At 68.4% G+C, this 14,740-nt stretch carries 12 protein-coding genes; 7 read left to right on the forward strand and 5 right to left on the reverse strand.

What is annotated here, in order from left to right; all coding sequences use genetic code 11:
* The first annotated feature begins 32 nt into the window (after positions 1-32).
* Positions 33-614, forward strand: a complete 582-nt coding sequence (locus KHC23_RS00225) for a biliverdin-producing heme oxygenase (protein ID WP_213368129.1) — start codon at positions 33-35, stop codon at positions 612-614.
* A 132-nt stretch (positions 615-746) separates the two neighbouring features.
* Here the strand turns inward: KHC23_RS00225 and KHC23_RS00230 are convergent, their stop codons facing one another.
* The 5 genes from KHC23_RS00230 to KHC23_RS00250 all read right to left on the reverse strand — a co-directional run bounded on the left by KHC23_RS00230 (position 747) and on the right by KHC23_RS00250 (position 5,407).
* The gene (locus tag KHC23_RS00230; RefSeq protein WP_213368131.1) at positions 747-1,508 is read right to left on the reverse strand and encodes a heme ABC transporter ATP-binding protein; all 762 of its coding nucleotides are present in this window, start codon (positions 1,506-1,508) and stop codon (positions 747-749) included.
* 4 nt (positions 1,509-1,512) lie between these two features.
* Positions 1,513-2,595, reverse strand: a complete 1,083-nt coding sequence (locus KHC23_RS00235) for a FecCD family ABC transporter permease (RefSeq protein WP_373878538.1) — start codon at positions 2,593-2,595, stop codon at positions 1,513-1,515.
* A 2-nt stretch (positions 2,596-2,597) separates the two neighbouring features.
* Positions 2,598-3,548: a heme/hemin ABC transporter substrate-binding protein gene (locus KHC23_RS00240; RefSeq protein WP_213368135.1), complete on the reverse strand. Its 951-nt coding sequence runs from the start codon at positions 3,546-3,548 to the stop codon at positions 2,598-2,600.
* Positions 3,549-3,761: 213 nt separating this feature from the next.
* Complete coding sequence (locus KHC23_RS00245; protein ID WP_213368137.1) at positions 3,762-4,610, reverse strand: prephenate dehydratase; 849 nt, start codon at positions 4,608-4,610, stop codon at positions 3,762-3,764.
* Complete coding sequence (locus KHC23_RS00250; RefSeq protein WP_213368139.1) at positions 4,607-5,407, reverse strand: 3-deoxy-manno-octulosonate cytidylyltransferase; 801 nt, start codon at positions 5,405-5,407, stop codon at positions 4,607-4,609. Before KHC23_RS00250 ends, KHC23_RS00245 begins: the two co-directional genes overlap by 4 nt.
* 217 nt (positions 5,408-5,624) lie before the next feature.
* Between KHC23_RS00250 and KHC23_RS00255 the strand changes: the two genes are divergently transcribed.
* The 6 genes from KHC23_RS00255 (at position 5,625) to KHC23_RS00280 (ending at position 14,702) form a co-directional block, all read left to right on the forward strand.
* Positions 5,625-6,482, forward strand: a complete 858-nt coding sequence (locus tag KHC23_RS00255; RefSeq protein ID WP_213368141.1) for a c-type cytochrome — start codon at positions 5,625-5,627, stop codon at positions 6,480-6,482.
* A 245-nt stretch (positions 6,483-6,727) separates the two neighbouring features.
* Positions 6,728-8,614: an extracellular solute-binding protein gene (locus tag KHC23_RS00260; protein WP_213369026.1), complete on the forward strand. Its 1,887-nt coding sequence runs from the start codon at positions 6,728-6,730 to the stop codon at positions 8,612-8,614.
* A gap of 116 nt (positions 8,615-8,730) precedes the next feature.
* Complete coding sequence (locus KHC23_RS00265) at positions 8,731-10,689, forward strand: extracellular solute-binding protein (protein WP_213368143.1); 1,959 nt, start codon at positions 8,731-8,733, stop codon at positions 10,687-10,689.
* A gap of 109 nt (positions 10,690-10,798) precedes the next feature.
* Positions 10,799-11,905, forward strand: coding sequence for a microcin C ABC transporter permease YejB (locus tag KHC23_RS00270; protein WP_213368145.1), 1,107 nt, complete (start codon positions 10,799-10,801; stop codon positions 11,903-11,905).
* Between the two features lie 2 nt (positions 11,906-11,907).
* Positions 11,908-13,068 (forward strand): ABC transporter permease, encoded by a 1,161-nt coding sequence (locus KHC23_RS00275; RefSeq protein WP_213368147.1) that lies wholly within the window; start codon positions 11,908-11,910, stop codon positions 13,066-13,068.
* Positions 13,065-14,702 (forward strand): ABC transporter ATP-binding protein, encoded by a 1,638-nt coding sequence (locus KHC23_RS00280; RefSeq protein WP_213368149.1) that lies wholly within the window; start codon positions 13,065-13,067, stop codon positions 14,700-14,702. Before KHC23_RS00275 ends, KHC23_RS00280 begins: the two co-directional genes overlap by 4 nt.
* The last annotated feature ends 38 nt before the right edge of the window (positions 14,703-14,740 follow it).

Raw genomic sequence — 14,740 nt, forward strand, 5'->3', positions numbered from 1 at the left:
GCCGGTGCATGGCGGGATGAGAGGAGCACGATATGTCGATCGCCACGGATGTGGAGGCGCCGAACCGCGCCAAGCGCCTGAAGGCCGCTTCTACCGCCGCGCATGAGCGCGTGGATTCAGGTGTGATGCACGCGGCCCCCTTTGCCGGGCGCGCCAATTACGAGCGCTTCCTGCGCTTCCAGTACCATCTGCACCGTCGGGTCGAGACGCTCTATGCCGACGCGGCGCTCCAGGAACTGCTGCCGGATCTCGCGGAGCGCTCCCGCCTCGCGGCGCTGGAGCAGGACTTCGCCGATCTCGGCCTGACGCCGCCGGACGCCGCGCCTGGGCCGACGCTGGAGCGGGCCGAGGCGCTTGGCTGGCTCTATGTGGTCGAGGGCTCCAACATGGGCGCGGCTATCCTCGCCAAGGAGGCGGTGAAGATCGGCTTTACCGCCGAACATGGCGCGCGCCATCTCGCCGGCCATCCCGAAGGTCGTGCCCTGCACTGGCGCCGGTTCACCGCCGCGCTCAACGAGGTCGAGCTGACCGACGAGGAAGAGGCGCGCATCGAGGCGGCCGCGACCGCTGCCTTCGAGCATGTCGAGACGCTGATCGGCCAGGAGATGCGCTGAGCGCCGCAAGCCAAGTCGCTGCCCAGCAAGGCAAGTCCCTGCCCAGCAAGGCAAGTCCCTGCCCAGCAAGCCAAGTCCCCGCCCAGGTCGCCACGGCCGGGGCGGGGCGTTGTCCTTTTATCCCGGCCTCCTTCAGCGTGAGGCCGCCTGCGGCAAAAGGAACGGTGTCGCCGGCGCCCAGCCGATCCGCGCCGACACGCCGTAGAGCTCGGCGATGCGCGCGTCGGTCAGCACCTCGCCCGGCGTGCCGCGGGCGGCGACGCGGCCCTGCTTCAGCGCCACGATCTCGTCGGCCACCATGGCGGCGAGGTTGAGGTCGTGCAGCACGGCAAGCACGCCGACGCCTTCCCCCGCCAGTTCCCGCACCAGGGCCAGCACCAGCAATTGCTGGGCGAGATCGAGGCTGGCGGTCGGCTCGTCGAGCAGCAGGTAGCCGGGGCCCTCGCCGCCCTCCAGCTGCACCAGCGCGCGGGCAAGCTGCACGCGCTGCTTCTCGCCGCCCGAGAGATGCTCGTAGTTCTCGCCCGCCAGCCCGGCGAGCTCGACCCGGGCCAGCGCCCGGCGAATGGGCGCGGCGGTGTCGCGCCCCGGCTTGGCGCCGATGCCCGCGACTTCCTCCACCGTGAAGGCGAAGGCGACATGCACGCTCTGCGGCAGCACCGCCCGCAGCCGCGCCAGGCGCGCCGGCTTCAGCCCGGCAAGGTCGGCGCCGGCAAGCGTCACCTGCCCGCGCTGCGCCCGCCGCTCGCCCGCCAGCACCTTGAAGAGTGTCGACTTGCCAGCGCCATTGGGCCCGATGAGCACGGTGACGCGGCCCGGCAACACCTCGACGGACGCGCCGTCGAGCAGAGCGCGGCCGCCGGCGGAAAAGCCGATGTCGTGTGCGCAATACATCGGCTCACCCCATCAGTGCCGCGCGCCGGCGCAGCAGCAGCCACAGGAAGAACGGCGCGCCGAAGCCTGCGGTGACGACGCCCAGCGGCAGTTCGGCCGGGCTGACGATGGTGCGCGCCACTACATCGGCGCCGAGCAACAGCGCGCCGCCGAGCAGCGCGGCGCAGGGCAGCAGCAGCCGGTGGCCGGGCCCGATCATCAGCCGGATAAGGTGCGGCACGACCAGCCCGACGAAGCCGATCACCCCGGCCACCGCCACCGAAGCGCCGGCACCGGCGGCGATGCCGAGAATGGCCAGCCATTTCGCCCGCTGCACGTCGATGCCGACATGGAACGCCTCCGCCTCGCCGAGCGCCAGCGCGTCGAGCGCGCGGGCGAGCCGGGTGCAGATCAGCCCCAGCAGCACCATGAAGGGCAGCGCCGCCGCCACCTTCTGCCAGGTGGCGCCGCCGAGCGAGCCGAACGACCAGAAGGTGAAATCGCGCAACTGCTGGTCGGAGGCGACGAAGACGGTCAGCCCGGTGCCGGCGGCGGCCAGCGCGGCGATGGCGATGCCGGCGAACAGCATGGTGACGACCGAGGTCCGCCCCTCATGGGTGGAGATGGCGTAGAGCGCCACCGTGGCGATGAGCGCGCCGCAAAACGCCATGACCGGCAGGCCGACATCCATCAGGGCCGGTGGCACATAGAAGGCGAGGTGGCTGCCGGCGACGATCCACACCGCCGCTGCCAGCGCCGCGCCGTTGGAGATGCCGACCAGGCCTGGATCGGCCAGCGGGTTGCGGAAGATGCCCTGCGTCACCGCCCCGGCCAGCGCGATGCCGCCGCCGACCAGCAGGCCGAGCAGGGTGCGCGGCAGGCGCACGTCGAGCACGATCACCGCCTCGCGCAGCGCCGCGCCCGTCGCCCGCTCACCGCGCAGCGCCGCGCCTATGATGTCCAGGATCCGGCCGGGGGCGATGGTTACCGGCCCGATGGCCAGCGAGGCCAGAAAGGCGAGAACAACCAGCGCGGCGCACAGGCCGAGGGCGAGAGGCGCGCGGCGCGGCCGGCGGCCGTAATGTCCCGTCGCGGCGGGCGCGGCCACGCTCATGGCCGGGCGGCAGCGGGCGGCTCGACGCCGGGCTGGTCCGTGGTCCAGGCATGCTCCGGCATCGCCGGCAGGTCGAGTTCGGGATAGATCAGCGCGGCGAGATCGCGGGCCGCCTGCGGCGTGCGTGGCCCGAAGTTCAGGAGATAGCCGCCATCCATGCGGAAGAACCGGTCCTCGGCCATCGCCTGGCTGCCGGCAAAGGCGGGCATGGCCTTGATCGCCGCGTCGGAAACGCCGTGGTTCTGGTCCTTCATCAGCACGATGGCATAGGGGTCGGCGGCCAGCACCGCCTCGCCCACCGCCGGCTTGTAGCCGGAGAGCGCCGCCATGGCGTTGCTGACGCCGGCGAGTTCGAACATGGCCTGCGCGCTGGTGCCGGCACCGCCGACCACCGGCGCGGCGCCGGAGGCGGACAGCACGAACACGATGCTGCGCGGCGCGGCGATCCGCGCCCGCACCTGCGCCAGCGCCTTGAAATCGTCGGCCACCGCCGTCGCCAGTTCCTCGCCGCGCTGTGGCACTCCGGCAAGCGTGGCGATACGCCTTATATTGGCGATGATGGCGGCCTCGTCCCGTGCCTCCGGCAGGGTTTCGAACGGAATGGCGGCGCTTTTGAGCACCTTGACCGCGTCCGGCGGCCCGGCGCCGTCGAGCGCGATGATGAGATCCGGCCCCACCGAGAGCACGCCCTCGGGCGAGAGGGCGCGGATGTAGCCGACATTGGGCTTCTCGGCCAAGGCGCGGGGCGGATAGGTGCTCGACGTGTCGACCGCGACCACCTGGTCCTCCAGCCCGAGGGCATAGAGCGTCTCGGTCACGGCACCGCCGATTGCCAGGATGCGCTGGGGCGCCTGCTCGGCCGTCGCGGCGGGCATGCCGGCCGCAAGGCCCGCCACCGCCATCAGCCCGGCCGCCAGAACCCGTATCCGCGAGAATTTCCGCACCATCGACCTCATCGCCTTCATTCGTCGCGGCGACAATAGGCAGGGAGCAGGGCCAATTCCACAGCGGGATTGATCAAATGCGAGGGAAATTGCAGATTATAAATGTAATAAATTCAACTGCATAGGTGCCGAACTGTTTCAGCCGATGCCCTTCAGGGCGACGCGAAGGGCGCCGGTCGGCGGCGGACGCGGCGCTCTCGGGGGCGGCCCCGCCTCCTAGGCGCGTAGCGCGATGCGGTAGGGGTGCGCGGGATAGACGCCGAGAATGCGCACCTCCTTGGAGAAGAAGGAGAGTTCCTCCAGCGCCAGCTTGAGGGCAGGATCGTCCGGGTGGCCGTCGACATCGGCGTAGAACTGGGTGGCGAAGAATTCGCCGTCGAGCTGGTAGGATTCCAGCTTGGTCATGTTGACGCCATTGGTGGCGAAACCGCCCATCGCCTTGTACAGCGCGGCGGGCACGTTGCGCACCCGGAACACGAAGGTGGTGACGGTCGGGCCGTTATTGGCCGGCGCCCATTCCCCATCCTTGGCCAGGATGACAAAGCGGGTGGTGTTGTGGGCCTCGTCCTCGATGTTCTCGGCGATGATGTCGAGGCCGTAGATCTCGGCGGCGAGGCGCGAGGCGATGGCGGCGCGGGCCTCGTCCCGTGCCTCGGCCACCAGCCGGGCCGAGCCGGCGGTGTCGGCGCCGACCACCGCCTTCAGCCCCAGCTTGCGGATGATGTTGCGGCACTGGCCCAGCGCCATGACATGGCTCTCCACCGTCTTCACCGTCGCCAGCGAAGCGCCCTTCGTCACCATGAGCTGGTGCGAGAGCGGCAGGAAGAACTCGCCGACGATGGTGAGGCCGGAAGTCGGCATGAGATGATGGATGTCCGCCACCCGGCCGGCGACCGAGTTCTCGATCGGGATCATGCCGAGATCGGCCTCGCCGTTCTGCAAGGCGGCGAAGGCGTCCTCGAAGGTGGCGCAGGGCACCGCCTCGTGGTCGGGATAGACGTCGCGGCAGGCGATGTGCGAGTTCGCGCCCGGCTCGCCCTGGAAGACGATGGTGCGGCGGGTCATGAGAGCGTCCCCGATTCGTGCGCGGCGGCTGGCATCTGCGTGGCTTCCTCGTCTGCGTTTTGTTCGGCGAGCATGATGCGCGCCCTCTCCAGGTCCTCCGGCGTGTCGACGCCGAGCGGGACGGTGTCGACGAGGGCGACGTCGATGCGCATGCCCGCCTCCAGCGCGCGCAACTGCTCCAGCTTCTCGCGTTGCTCCAGCGGCGAGGGCGGCAGGGCGACGAAGCGCTCCAGCGCCGCGCGGCGATAGGCATAGAGGCCGATATGATGGAACAGCGGGCCCTCGCCATAAGGTGCGGTGGCGCGGGTGAAATAGAGCGCGCGCAGGCGCTGCGGGGAGAGCGGGCTGCCGACCGCCTTCACCACATGGGGGCTGGTGCGCTCGGCCGGGTTGGTGATCTCGGCCGCCAGCGTGCCGATGTCGACCGCCGTGTCGTCGAGCAGATCGAGGGCGGCGCGGATCAGCGCTGGGTCGAGGGTCGGCAGGTCGCCCTGCACGTTGACGACGCGGGTCGCCCGGCGCTCCGGGTCGATATGGCCGAGCGCCTCGAAGATTCGGTCGGAGCCGGACGCGTGGTCGGAACGGGTCATCACCACGCCGAATCCGGCCGCCGCCACCGCCGCGCGCACGCCGTCATCGTCGGTGGCCACCACCACCCGGCCGATGCCTGCCGCGGCGGAACGCCGCGCCACCTCGACGATCATCGGACGGCCGCCGAGGTCGGCGAGCGGCTTTCCCGGCAGCCGGGTCGAGGCCATGCGGGCTGGAATAAGAATAAGTGTGTCCTGGGAGGACATTTCGGTGCCTTGTCATCGTCCTATGCGGCGCCGGGCGCCCCTCTCAGGGTGGCGAAACGTAGCACCGCGCGGTGCTTATACGGGTTGCACGCCAACCGTCAAAATGATTAGTTCCCGCCGCCATTGGCGGTCATATGCGAGCGCTGATACATTGCGCGCGGGGTATCGGCAGGCCAGCCGGATGGTCGTCGTGCCGGGTGAGGGAGCGAATATTTCGATGGACAGCTTCGAGCTGAACAAGGTTGCTGGTGCGGTCCTGGGCGTGCTGACGTTGACGCTCGGTCTGAACGTGTTCGCCGATATCCTGTTCTCCAGCCATGCGCCGGAGAAGCCGGGTTTCGAGATCGCCGTCCAGGAGGGTTCGGCCGGCGAAGCCCAGGCGGCGGCTCCCGCCGATGTGCCGATCGCTCAATTGCTGGCGGCCGCCAGCCCCGAGAAGGGCGCGGCCCAGGCCAAGAAGTGCGCCGCCTGCCATAATTTCGTGGAAGGCGCCGGCGCCAAGGTCGGGCCGGATCTTTACGCCGTCGTCGGTCGCCCGATCGCCAGCGTCGAGGGCTTCGCCTATTCGGCGGCGCTGAAGGAACATGGCGGCGACTGGACCTTCGAGAACCTCAACGAGTTCATCAAGAACCCGAAGGCGGACATTCCCGGCACGGCGATGGGCTTTGCCGGCATCGCCAAGGAAACCGACCGCGCCGACCTGATCGCCTATCTGAACACGCTGTCGCACAATCCCCTGCCGCTGCCCCAGCCGGACGAGGCGGCGACGCCGGCTTCGGCCGAGCCCGCGCCGGTGGCTCCCGCTTCGGGCGAGCCGGGTGGCAACACGCCGCCGGCTGCCGGCTCCGCCGCGCCGGACTCCGCCACCCCGGCCCCCGAGGCTCCTGCCCCCGAGGCTCCCGCCGCTGCCGAGCCGGCGGCGCCGGCCCCCGCAGATACGGCCCCGGCCGCGCCCGCCCCGGCGGAGCCTGCGCCTGAGGCTCCCGCCGCTGCCGAACCGGCCGCGCCTGAGGCTCCCGCCACGCCCGCTCCGGCGGAACCGGCTCCGGCCGAGCCCGCGCCCGCCACGCCCTGAGGTGCGCGCCCTGCGGGGCGCCACTTTCACGATCACGTCAGGCCGGCGGCGCTTTGCGTCGCCGGCCTTATTCTTTTCCGGACTGCCCCTTCTATTCGCCGCCAATGTTCATAATCGTCATGAGGGGCCGCGCATGTGGCCGCTCCGCCAGACGACGTGCCAGAGGGATGATGCGCATGATCCGCTTCCGCCGCTCCGTCCGCCCCGCCGCTCCCGGCTGGCGCCCGCCGGCTCTGAGCGACGCGATGGCCCGGTCCCTGGTCGCCGCCGCGCTCGGCTTGGGTCTGCTGGGCCTAGGGCTGCTCGGCCCGGCGATGGCGCAGGAGGCGCCCCCCACCGCCGTTGCGGCGGCGCCGGCGGGTGCGGGCGAATGGCGGCACGGGCTCTCGCTGATGGGCGAGCCGAAGTACTCCGCCGACTTCAAGCGCTTCGACTATGTGAACCCGGACGCGCCGAAGGCCGGCCTGCTGCGGCTCGCGGTTGATGGCACCTTCGATTCGCTGAACGACATCATCCCGCGCGGCACGCCGGCGGCCGGACTCCAGCTCATCTATGACACGCTGATGAGCCCGGCCTATGACGAGGTGGCGACGGAATACGGGCTGATCGCCGAGAGCGTGCGCTACCCCGCCGATTTCTCTTCCGTCACCTACCGGCTGCGGCCGGAGGCGAAGTGGCACGACGGCCAGCCGATCACCGCCGACGATGTTGTGTGGTCGTTCGAGCAGTTGACCAAGAACAGCCCCCGTCAGGCCTATTACTATAGCCACGTCGCCAGGGCGGAGAAGACCGGCGAGCGCGAGGTGACCTTCACCTTCGACCAGGCCGGCAACCGCGAACTGCCGCAGATCGTCGGGCAGATCCGCATCATGCCCAAGCACTGGTGGACGGCCAACGGGCCTGACGGCAAGCCGCGCGACATCAGCCAGGGCACGCTGGAAGCGCCGCTCGGTTCCGGTCCCTACAAGGTCAAGCAGGTCCAGCCCGGCCGCTCCATCTCGTTCGAGCGGGTGCCGGACTATTGGGGCAAGGACCTGCCGGTGAACATCGGCACCAACAATTTCGACGAGCAGCGTTACGAGTATTTCCGCGACTCGACGGTGGAACTGGAGGCGTTCAAGGGCGACCAGTACGACTTTCGCGTCGAGTCCTCGGCCAAGGACTGGGCCACCGCCTATAATTTCCCGGCGGTGAAGGAAGGCAAGGTCATCCTCGAGGAGTTTCCCGACCGCGCCTCGGGTGCGATGCAGGCGTTTATTCCCAATCTGCGGCGCGAGAAGTTCCAGGACCAGCGGGTGCGCCGGGCGCTCAACTACGCGCTGGACTTCGAGGGCATGAACCGTACGCTGTTCTTCGGCCAGTACAAGCGGACCTCCAGCTTCTTCCAGAACACGGAACTCGCCTCATCCGGTCTGCCGCAGGGGCAGGAACTGGCGATTCTGGAAAGCGTGAAGGGCGAGGTGCCGGCAAGCGTGTTCACCAAGCCCTTTGAGAACCCGCCATCGGGCAGCGAGGGCGTTCGCCGCTCCAACCTGCGCGAGGCGGCCAAGCTGCTGCGCGAGGCGGGCTACGAGGTGAAGGGCGGCAAGCTGGTGGATGCCAAGGGCGAGCCCTTCACCATCGAGATACTGCTGGCCAATCCTGCCTTCGAGCGTGTGGCGCTGTTCTACAAGCCTTCGCTCGAACGTCTCGGCATCACCGTGAGTGTCCGGCAGGTCGATACGTCCCAGTATATCAACCGGCTGCGCGCCCGCGACTACGACATGATCATCTCCGGCTGGGGCCAGTCGCTCTCGCCCGGCAATGAGCAGCGCGATTTCTGGGGCTCCAGTGCCGCTGACCGTGAGGGCTCGAACAATTATGCCGGCATCAAGGATCCCGGCGTCGACGCGCTGATCGAGAAGGTGATCTACGCCAAGGACCGCGCCGAGCTGGTCGCCGCCACCCATGCGCTCGACCGGGTGCTGCTGGCGCATGACTATGTGGTGCCGGCGTGGAACTATCCCAACACCCGCACCGCGCGCTGGAACCGCTTCAGTCATCCCGAGACGCTGCCGGAATATTCCTTCGGCTTCCCCGACATCTGGTGGTGGGACGCGGAAAAGGCGGCCAGGACCGGAGCGGCACGGTGAGCGGCGCGGGGACGGGGCCCTGCGTGCTTCGAGGCCCGGGCGGCGCCCGGGCACATCAGCATGACGGAGGCCGGAAGCATGAGGGGGGCCCGGGCATGAGTGGAAAGCCACCGATCATGACCCGTCATCCTGAGGAGGCCGCCATCGGCGGCCGTCTCGAAGGAGGCCGCCGGTTTTTGCCGGCGCCGCTTTCCCGCCGCGCCCTTCTCACCCTTGCCGCCGGCGCCTCGTTCCTGCCATGGCTCGGCGGCCGGGCCGTGGCCCAGGAAACAGCGGCTGCCCCGGCCGCCGTCGCGCCCGGCTTCGGGCCGGCGCGGCACGGGCTCTCGGTATTCGGCGAGCTGAAATACCCCGCCGATTTCGCCCATTTCGACTATGTCGACCCGGACGCGCTCCAGGGCGGCACCTTCTCGCAGATCGGCCCGACAGCCGCCTTCAACCAGTCGTTCCAGACCTTCAACTCGCTCAATGGCTACGTCCTGAAGGGCGATGGCGCGCAGGGCGTCCAACTTCTGTTCGACACGCTGATGGCGCGCGCCGACGACGAGCCGGACGCCATTTACGGGCTGGTGGCCGAGAGCGTCTCGGTTTCGGAAGACGGCACGCTCTACCGCTTCCGCCTGCGCCCGCAGGCGCGCTTCCATGACGGCTCCAAGCTCACCGCCGAGGATGTCGCCTTCTCGCTCAATTTGCTGAAGAGCAAGGGGCACCCCGTCATCGCGCAGAATTTGCGCGACATGGAGAGCGCCGAGGCGGAGGGCGAGGAGATCGCCGTCATCCGCTTCGCGCCGAAGCGCGCCCGCGACGTGCCGCTGTTCGCCGCCTCGCTGCCGATCTTTTCCAAAGCCTATTACAGCGCCACCCCGTTCGACGCGAGTTCGCTGGAGCCGCCGCTGGGCTCGGGCCCCTACAGGGTCGGGCATTTCGAGGTGGGGCGCTTCATCGAATATCGCCGCGACCCCGATTATTGGGGCAACGACCTGCCGGTGAATGTCGGCGTCAACAATTTCGACGTGCTGCGCTACGAGTATTTCCGCGACCGCGAGGTCGGCTTCGAGGCGTTCAAGGCGCGGGCCTATCTGTTCCGGCAGGAATTCACCGCCCGCACCTGGGCCACCGGCTATGACTTTCCCGCCCTTAACGAAGGCAAGGTCAAGCGCGAGATCCTGCCCGACCGCACGCCTTCGGGCGCGCAGGGCTGGTTCCTCAATCTGCGCCGCCCGCAATTCGTCGATCCGCGGGTGCGCGAGGCGCTGTCCTGCGCCTTCGATTTCGAGTGGACCAACAAGAACCTGATGTACGACGCCTACAGGCGCACGACCTCGTTCTTCGAGAATTCCGACCTCAAGGCGGAAGGTCCGGCCGGGCCGGACGAAGTGGCGCTGATCGCGCGCCTCGGTGACCGGCTCACGCCGGAGGAAATCGCGGTGCTGAAGGCCCCGCCCTGGTCGCCGCCGGTCTCCGACGGCTCGGGACAGGACCGGACGCTGCTGCGCCGGGGCACGCAGCTTCTGCGCGAGGCGGGCTGGGTCATCAAGGGCGGCCGCCTGGTGGACCCGCAGGGCAACGGGCTCACCGTCGAGTTCCTCGACGACGAGAACGGGCTGGAGCGCCACACCGCGCCCTTCATCAAGAACCTCAAGCTGCTCGGCATCGAGGCCCGTTTCCGCCTCGTCGACTCGCCGCAATACCAGCGCCGGCTCAACGAATTCGACTTCGACGCCACGGTGCGGCGCTTCTCCATGTCCACCGTGCCCGGCGAGTCGCTGCGCAACTATTTCGGTTCAAGCGCGGCGAACACGCCCGGCGCCAGCAACCTGTCCGGCATCGCCGATCCGGTCGTCGACCTGCTGATCGAGGAGGTGATCGCGGCGCCGACGCGTGCGCAGTTGCGCACCGCTTGCCGGGTGCTCGACAGGCGGCTGCGGGCGGGGCGCTACTGGGTGCCGCAATGGTATTCCGCCGAGTTCCGCATCGCCTTCTGGGACGAATTCGGCTGGCCCTCGTCCCCCCGCCCGACCTATGCGCGCGCCATCCCGGAGATCTGGTCGGCGCGCACGCGATCGGCGGGGTGAGGCCATGGTGCGTAAAGCCTGCATGAACGGACGTTAAGTTGACGCGCTAACGCCCTACCTCCACCCTGTGCGTCGTGGGATTTGCGTCCCGGCGGAGAAACCCGATCGTATGCTCGCCTATATCGTCCGACGCATCGCGCTGATGGTGCCGACCGTGATCGGCATCATGCTGATTTCCTTCGTGGTGGTGCAGTTCGCGCCCGGCGGCCCGGTCGAGCGGGTGATCGCCGAACTGACCGGGCAGGGCTCCTCCGCCACCGCCCGCATCTCCGGCAGCGGCGGCGATTTCGGCGGCATGCAGCAGAGCGCGCCGGGAGGCGACCCGGTCTCGTCGAAATATCGCGGGGCGCAGGGGCTCGACCCCGCCTTCATCAAGGATCTGGAAAAGCAGTTCGGCTTCGACAAACCGGCGCCCGAGCGTTTCCTGAAGATGCTGTGGGACTATGCCCGCTTCGATTTCGGGCGCTCCTATTTCCGCGACGTCTCGGTCATCGACCTGATCATCGAGAAGATGCCGGTGTCGATCTCGCTCGGCCTGTGGATGACGCTGATCACCTACACCATCTCCATTCCGCTGGGCATCGCCAAGGCGGTGCGCGACGGTTCGCGCTTCGATGTGTGGACGTCGGCGGTCATCATCGTCGGCTACGCGATCCCGAGCTTCCTGTTCGCCATCCTGCTGATCATCCTGTTCGCCGGTGGTTCGTTCTTCTCGTGGTTTCCGCTGCGCGGGCTGACCTCGGAGAATTTCGACCAGCTCTCGCTCGGCGCCAAGATCCTCGACTATTTCTGGCACCTTGCGCTGCCCATCACCTCGATGGTGCTCGGCGCCTTCGCCACCATGGCGCTGCTGACGAAGAACTCGTTCCTCGACGAGATCCGCAAGCAATATGTGGTGACGGCGCGGATGAAGGGACTGTCGGAACGCGCGGTGCTCTACCGCCATGTCTTCCGCAACGCGATGCTGATTATCATCGCCGGCTTTCCCAGCGCCTTCGTCGCCGCCTTCTTCTCCGGCTCGCTGCTGATCGAGACCATCTTCTCGCTCGACGGTCTCGGCCTGCTCGGCTTCGAGAGCGTGCTCAACCGCGACTACCCGGTGGTGTTCGCCAATCTCTACATCTTCTCGCTGGTCGGGCTGGTGGTGAACCTCATCTCCGACCTCACCTATACCTGGGTCGATCCGCGCATCGACTTCGACACGCGGGACGTCTGAGCATGGACGCCGCAAGCACCGCCGCGCCGGCCGTGGCGCCCGCCAGCGAGAGGCCGCGCCGGCCCTTTCTGTCGCCGCTGAACCAGCGCCGCTGGACCAATTTCAAGCGCAACCGCCGCGGCTGGTGGAGCTTCTGGATCTTCTCCGTGCTCTTCGTCCTGAGCCTCGGGGCGGAATTCATCGCCAACGACAAGCCGTTCCTGGTCGAATATGACGGCGGCTACTACTTTCCCGGGCTGGTCGCCTATCCCGAAACCGCGTTCGGCGGCGATTTCGAGACCGAGGCGGATTATCGCGACCCCTACCTGCAGAAGCTGATCGAGGAGAAAGGCGGCTGGATGGTGTGGCCGCCGATCCGCTACTCCTACTCCACCCATAATCTCGATCTGCCGACCCCGGCGCCCTCGGCGCCGACCTGGATGCTCACCGAGGCGCAATGCGCGCCGGTGGTGGAGCGGCTCGGGCTCACCGGGGGCTGCGACGCGCTGGAATGGAACTGGCTCGGCACCGACGACCAGGGCCGCGACGTGCTGGCGCGGCTGATCTACGGCTTCCGCCTCTCCGTCCTGTTCGGTCTGATCCTGACCGTCATCTCCTCCATCATCGGCGTCGCGGCGGGCGCGGTGCAGGGCTATTTCGGCGGCTGGACCGACCTCATTTTCCAGCGCTTCATCGAGATCTGGACCTCGATCCCGGCGCTCTATCTGCTGCTGATCATCTCGTCGATCCTGGCTCCCGGCTTCTGGGTGCTGCTCGGCATCCTGCTGCTGTTTTCCTGGGTGTCGCTGGTCGGGCTGGTGCGCGCCGAGTTCCTGCGCGCCCGCAACTTCGAATATGTACAGGCGGCGCGGGCTCTGGGGGTGTCGAACGGCGTCATCATGTGGCGGCACATGCTGCCCAACGCGATGGTGGCGACGCTGACCATGCTGCCCTTCATCGTCTCCTCTTCCGTCATGACGCTGACGGCGCTGGACTTCCTCGGCTTCGGCCTGCCGCCCGGGTCGCCTTCGCTGGGCGAATTGCTGGCGCAGGGCAAGGCCAATGTGCAGGCGCCCTGGCTCGGCCTCACCGGCTTCTTCACCGTGGCGATCATGCTGAGCCTGCTCATCTTTGTCGGCGAAGCGGTGCGCGACGCCTTCGACCCCCGGAAGACCTTCCAGTGAGCGAAACGCCATTGAAAGACGAACCCCTCCTTTCCGTCCGCGACCTCTCCGTGGCCTTCGCCCAGGGCGGGCGCAGCACGCTCGCGGTCGACAGGGTGTCGTTCGACGTTCATCGCGGCGAGACGGTCGCGCTGGTGGGCGAGAGCGGCTCGGGCAAGTCGGTCACCGCGCTGTCCATTCTCAAGCTGCTGCAATACCCCGCCGCCAGCCATCCCTCGGGCGAGGTGCTGTTCAAGGGCGCGGACCTGCTCGCCATGGACGAGCGGAACATCCGCCGGGTGCGCGGCAACGACATCACCATGGTGTTCCAGGAGCCGATGAGTTCGCTCAATCCGCTGCATACGGTGGAGCAGCAGATCGCCGAAATCCTGTTCCTGCATCGCGGCATGCGTGGGCCGGCGGCGCGGGCGCGGGTGATCGAACTCCTCACCGAGGTCGGTATTCCCGAGCCCGAGACCCGGCTGGGCTCCTACCCGCACCAGCTCTCCGGCGGCCAGCGCCAGCGGGTGATGATCGCTATGGCGCTCGCCAACGAGCCGCAGCTTCTCATCGCCGACGAGCCGACCACCGCGCTCGACGTCACCGTGCAGGCGCAGATCCTCGCTCTGCTGAAGGACCTCCAGCGCCGGCTCGGCATGGCCATGCTGTTCATCACCCACGACCTCGGCATCGTGCGCAGGATCGCCGACCGGGTCTGCGTGATGAACCGCGGCAAGATCGTCGAGGAACGGCCGGTGGCGGAGCTGTTCGCCAATCCCCGCCATGACTACACCCAGGCGCTGATCGCCGCCCAGCCGCGTGGCAACCCGGCCTCGCCCCACCCGGAGGCGCCGGTGGTGCTGGCGGCCTCGGGGCTCAAGGTCTGGTTCCCGATCAAGGCCGGGGTGATGCGCCGTACGGTCGGCCACATCAAGGCGGTGGACGGCATCTCGGTGGAGATAAGGCGCGGCGAGACGCTCGGCGTGGTCGGCGAGAGCGGCTCGGGCAAGACGACGCTGGGCCTGGCTTTGCTGCGGCTCATCTCCAGCGAGGGGCCGATCGTGTTCATGGGCGATCCCATCGACACGCTCGGCTTCCGGCAGATGCGCTCCCGCCGCCGGGCGATGCAGGTGGTGTTCCAGGACCCGTTCGGCTCGCTCAGCCCGCGCATGTCGGTGGCTGATATCATCGGCGAGGGGCTGCGCGTCCATCAGCCAAAGCTCACGGCGGAGGAACGCGAGACGCGCGTGGTTGCCGCGCTCACCGATGTCGGGCTCGATCCCGAGGCCCGCCACCGTTACCCCCATGAATTCTCCGGCGGCCAGCGCCAGCGCGTCGCCATCGCCCGCGCCATCGTGCTGGAACCGTCCTTCATCGTGCTGGACGAGCCGACCAGCGCGCTCGACATGATCGTGCAGGCGCAGATCGTCGACCTGCTGCGTGACCTGCAGCAGAAGCGCGGCCTGACCTATCTGTTCATCAGCCATGACCTGCGCGTCGTCGCCGCACTCGCCTCGCGGGTGATGGTGATGAAGGGCGGCGTGCTGATGGAGGAGGGGCCGGCAACTGAACTGTTCGCGCGTCCGAAGACCGACTACACCCGCGCCTTGTTCGCGGCGGCCTTCGACATGGAGACGGCGGTGGACGCTTCATGAGTGGACGCCCGGCTGGTGGACCTCCAACGGGCGGACGG

The sequence above is a fragment of the Ancylobacter dichloromethanicus genome (assembly GCF_018390645.1).
Taxonomy (GTDB): Bacteria; Pseudomonadota; Alphaproteobacteria; order Rhizobiales; family Xanthobacteraceae; genus Ancylobacter; species Ancylobacter dichloromethanicus.